Origin of the sequence: Paraburkholderia sp. SIMBA_027 (assembly GCF_046535315.1) — a bacterium.
Lineage (GTDB): Bacteria > Pseudomonadota > Gammaproteobacteria > Burkholderiales > Burkholderiaceae > Paraburkholderia > Paraburkholderia tropica.
This window is the reverse complement of sequence record NZ_JAWRWY010000331.1, coordinates 1-294: the sequence shown is the minus strand read 5'-3', so window position 1 is coordinate 294 and position 294 is coordinate 1. Positions and strand designations below refer to the sequence as shown.

Below are 294 nucleotides of genomic sequence, written 5' to 3'. Positions count from 1 at the left end.
GTCGCATCTCTTTCCGGTTGTGCGGTAAAGGGCGAGGGCGCTATTGTCCCGCACATGAAGATTCTTGTCATTGAAGACGACCTCGAGGCTGCGGCCTATATGACCAAGGCGTTCCGCGAAGCCGGGATTGTCGCCGATCACGCCAGCGACGGTGAGAGCGGCCTGTTCATGGGCTGCGAGAATGCTTACGACGTGATGGTGATCGACCGCATGTTGCCGCGCCGCGACGGGCTTTCCGTCATCAGCGAGCTGCGCCGCAAGGCGATCCACACGCCGGTTCTCATTCTTTCGGCT

Annotated in this window: 1 protein-coding gene; it reads left to right on the top strand. The window is 60.5% G+C overall.

Annotated elements, in window-relative coordinates:
• Nucleotides 1-294, top strand: a 294-nt coding sequence (locus tag SB764_RS39300; RefSeq protein ID WP_410866649.1) for a response regulator, incomplete at both ends; no start/stop codon positions are given.